Below are 4,701 nucleotides of genomic sequence, written 5' to 3' on the forward strand. Positions count from 1 at the left end.
CTCCCACAACCGGGCCAGCGACACCATCACCGCCCACAACGCGGGCTGCACCACATCCACCCGCTCCAGACCGGACCCCTGCTCCAGTACGTCGATGAGGTCCCAGCCGGTGAAGGATGCGAGGGCCGCCGCGCACGCCCTCAGGTGTTCGGCGAACACCGGTGACGAGCGCATCAACTCCACGCCCATGCCCACCCACTGCGAGCCCTGCCCCGGGAACACGAACACGGTCCTGCCGGGCTCGGTGGACACCGTGCCGGTGACGACGTGCGGTGAGGGGCGGCCGGTGGCCAGCGCGGCCAGGGCGACCCGGTGGTCGACCGGTTCCCGGGCGATCACGACGGCTCGGTGATCGAACGCCGAGCGTGTCACCGCGAGCGACAATCCCACGTCGGTCACCGCGAGTTCGGCGTCCGCCGTCAGGATGTGCTCCAGGCTTGCGGCCTGCGCGGCCAGTGCCGCCGCGCTCTTGCCCGAGACCACCCACGGCACCGGTCCCCCGGTTGTCACGGCCGGGCCCGGCGTCTCCTCGCCGTCCGCGTCCGCGGTTTCCGGGGCCTGCTCCAGTACGACGTGGGCGTTGGTGCCGCTGATGCCGAAGGAGGAGACGGCGGCGCGGCGCGGGCGTCCGGCATCCGGCCAGGGGCGTTCCTCGGTGAGGAGTTCCACCGCGCCCGCCGTCCAGTCGACGTGCGGGGTCGGCTCGTCCACGTGCAGGGTCTTCGGCAGGAGTCCGTGCCGCAGGGCCATCACCATCTTGATGACACCGGCGGCGCCGGAGGCCGCCATGGTGTGGCCGATGTTGGACTTGAGCGAGCCCAGCCACAGCGGCCGGTCCTCGGGCCGGTCCTGGCCGTAGGTGGCGATCAGGGCCTGGGCCTCGATCGGGTCGCCCAGTGTCGTCCCCGTGCCGTGGCCCTCGACCACGTCGACCTCGTCCGGTGCGACCCGGGCGTTGGCCAGGGCCTGGCGGATGACGCGTTCCTGGGAGGGCCCGTTGGGGGCGGTCAGTCCGTTGCTGGCGCCGTCCTGGTTGACCGCCGAGCCACGGACGACGGCGAGGACGGGGTGCCCGTTGCGCCGGGCGTCGGAGAGGCGTTCCAGGAGCAGGACGCCCGCCCCTTCTCCCCAGTTGGTGCCGTCGGCGGCCGCCGCGAACGCCTTGATCCGCCCGTCCGCCGCCAGCCCCCGCTGCCTGCTGAACTCGGTGAACACGCCCGGCGTCGACAGCACCGACACCCCGGCGGCGACCGCGAGGGTGCACTCCCCCTGCCGCAGCGCCTGGGCCGCCTGGTGCAGCGCCACCAGCGACGACGAGCACGCCGTGTCGACGGTGATCGCCGGGCCCTCCAGCCCCAGGAAGTAGGCCAGCCGACCGGAGATCACGCTGGCTATCCTGCCGGTCAGCAGCAGGCCGTCCAGTCCTTCCCCGGCCTCGTGGAGCAGCGGGCCGTACTCCTGGGTCATGGCGCCGACGAACACGCCGGTCGGGCTGCCGCGCAGGGTGGCCGGGTCGATGCCCGCGCGTTCGATCGCCTCCCAGGCGACCTCCAGCAGGAGCCGCTGCTGCGGGTCCATCGCCGTCGCTTCGAGCGGGCTGATCCCGAAGAAGCCGGCGTCGAAGGCGGCCGGGTCGGGGAGGAAGCCGCCCTCGCGGACGTAGGTCTTGCCCGGGAGGCCCGGGTCGGGGTCGTACAGCCCCTCGATGTCCCAGCCCCGGTTCGTCGGGAAGCCGGAGATCGCCTCGCTGCCGGACGCGACCAGGTCCCACAGTTCCTCCGGTGATCCCACGCCCCCGGGGAGCCGGCAGCCGAGACCGATCACGGCGATCGGCTCGTCCGAGGCGGTGGCCGTCGCCGTGGGCCGGGCGGCGGAGGCCGTCTCGCCGAGCAACCGGGCGCGCAGGTGCCGGGCCATGGCGGCCGGTGACGGATGGTCGAAGACGGCGGTCGGTGACAGGCGCAGACCGGTGGCGGTGTTGAGGTGGTTGCGCAGTTCGACCGAGGAGAGCGAGTCGAAGCCGAGCTGTTTGAAGGCGCTGTCGGGCCGGATCGCCTCCGGTGTCGGGTGTCCCAGCACGGTCGCGGCGTGGGCGCGCACCAGCTCGGTCAGCTCGCGCTCCGCCTCGGCCGGGGACATCCCGGCGTACCGGTGCCCGCCCGTGACGGCGCCCGGGGGACCGGCCGCGGCGGTGCGCCGGGCGGCGCGGGGACGCACCAGGGCGCCGAGCACGGCGGGCAGTGCCGCGTTCCCGCCCCGGGCGAGCCGTGCGGTGTCCAGTCGCGCGGGGACGAGCAGCGGCTCGTCGAGGGCGAGGGCCGCGTCGAACAGGGCGAGGCCGTCCCGCGCCCGCAGGGGGGTCAGGCCGGACCGGGCCATCCGGGCGAGGTCCGCCTGGTCCAGGTCTCCCGTCATGTCACCGCGCTGGTCCCAGAGGCCCCAGGCCAGGGAGGTGGCCGGGAGGCCGTGGGCGCGGCGGTGTGCGGCGAGCGCGTCGAGGTAGACGTTGGCCGCCGCGTAGTTGCCCTGTCCGGCGCCGCCGAGCGTGCCCATCACGGAGGAGAACAGGACGAACGCCGTGAGGTCCAGGTCCCGGGTGAGCCGGTGCAGGTGCCATGCCGCGTCGGCCTTGGGCCGCAGCACCGCGTCCAGTTGCTCGGGCGTCAGCGCGGAGACCAGGCCGTCGTCCAGGACGCCCGCCGTGTGCACGACCGCTGTCAGCGGGTGCTCGGCCGGTACCGTCCCCAGCAGGCCGGCCAGTGCCTCCGGGTCGGAGACGTCGCAGGCCAGTACGGTGGCCGTCGCCCCGAGTCCGGCCAGCGACGCCAGGAGTTCCCCGGCGCCCTCGGCTTCCGGTCCGCGACGGCTGGCCAGCAGCAGGTGCCGTACCCCGTGTCCGGTCACCAGGTGCCGGGCGAGCAGCCCGCCCAGGGCGCCGGTGCCGCCGGTGATCAGTACCGTGCCGTCGGGGTTCCCGGCGAGGCGGGCGCGTGCCGACGCGTCGTCGGACGCGTCCCGGGCCGGTGTCGGCGTGTCGTCGGCCGTGGCCCGGACGAGTCGCGGCACCAGGATCTCTCCCCGGCGCAGCGCCGTCTGCGGTTCCCCGCCGGCGAGCGCGGCGGGCAGGGCGCGCAGGGAACGCTCGTCCTCATCGACGTCGACGAGGACGAAACGGTCCGGGTGCTCCGTCTGCGCGGTGCGCAGCAGCCCCCACACCGGCGCGGAGGCGAGCGCCGGCCGCTCGGCGCGGCCGGTCACCACCGCGCCTCGGGTGACGACCACCAGCCGTGTGTCGGCGAACCGCTCGTCGGCGAGCCACGACCGGATCAGGGAGAGCGCCTTGAGCAGCTCGGTGCGGACGGCGTCGGGACCGCCGGAAATGGCGTCCTCGCCGGGCAGGTGGCAGGACAGGACGAGCGCGGGTCGGGCGGGCTCGCGCGCCTCGTACTCCTCGCCGAGCACGCTCAGATCCGGGTACCGCCGTACCCGCGCACCGCCGTCCAGCACGGTGGTCAGGCCGAGTCCGTCGCCGCCCACCAGCGCCCACGAGTCGGCCGGGGACGCCTCGCCGTCCCCGGCCGGCCGGCTCATCCACTCCACGCGGAACAACGCGTCGTGACGCCCGTCCCGCCCGCCGCCCAGCTTCTCGGGGTCGACGGGACGCAGCGCCAGCGAACCGACCGACGCGACCGGCGCGCCCTCGGCGTCGGCGACCTCCACGGCCAGGGCGTCACGCCCCGCCGGGGTGAGCCGCACCCGCACGCTGGTGGCGCCGGTCGCGTACAGCCGTACGTCGGACCAGACGAACGGCAGCCTCGGTGCCTCCGTCGCCCGTCCGGTCCCCGCCCCCGGGTCGTCGGGGAGGAGCCCGGCGTGCAGGGCCGCGTCCAGCAGCGCGGGGTGAACACCGAACGCGGTGGCCTCGGCGTGCCGTTCCCTCGGCAGCACCACCTCGGCGTACACCTCCTCGCCCCGCTTCCACAGGGCCCGTACTCCCTGGAAGGCGGGCCCGTACTGGTAGCCGAGGTCGGCCAGCGCCGGGTACAGGTCGTCGGTGCCCACCGGCTCGGCCCCGGCCGGCGGCCACACCCGGGAATCCCACGAGGACGGCGCCGGACCTCCGGGGGCGAGCACGCCCGTGGCATGGCAGGTCCAGGGCACACCGGTCCCCTCGCCGTCGGGTCGGGAGTGCACGCTCACGGATCGCCGCCCGGCCTCGTCGGGCTCGCCCACCTCCACCCGTGTCTGGACGCCGCCGGTCGCGGACAGTACGAGCGGGGCCCGCAGGGTGAGTTCCTCCAGGTGGTCGCCGTCCACTTCGTCACCCGCGCGGAGCGCCATCTCGACGAAGGCGGTGCCGGGCAGCAGGACGGTGTCGGAGACGGCGTGGTCGACCAGCCAGGGGTGCGTCTGCGTCGACACCCGGCCGGTCAGCACGGTGACGTCCGTACCCGCCAGCTCCACCGCCGCGCCGAGCAGCGGATGCTCGACCGCCGCCTGCCCCGCCGCTGCCGCGTCCCCGGGGCCCCTGGGCGTTTCCATCCAGTAACGCTGGTTCTGGAAGGGGTAGGTGGGCAGGTCGAGATGGGTGGGCCGGGCGGTGGGATAGAAGCCGGCCCAGTCGACGGTGGCGTGGGTGTGGACGGCCGCCAGCGAGGTCAGCACGCGCTGCCAGGTGCCGTCGTCGCGGCGCAGGGTGCC

1 protein-coding gene is annotated in these 4,701 nt (G+C 75.0%); it reads right to left on the minus strand.

Translation table 11 applies throughout. The features are described from left to right. On the minus strand, positions 1-4,701 hold a 4,701-nt coding region (locus ACFY32_RS34005; RefSeq protein ID WP_390676363.1), incomplete at both ends, for a type I polyketide synthase.

Origin of the sequence: Streptomyces sp. NPDC000134, assembly GCF_042899225.1 — a bacterium.
Lineage (GTDB): Bacteria > Actinomycetota > Actinomycetes > Streptomycetales > Streptomycetaceae > Streptomyces.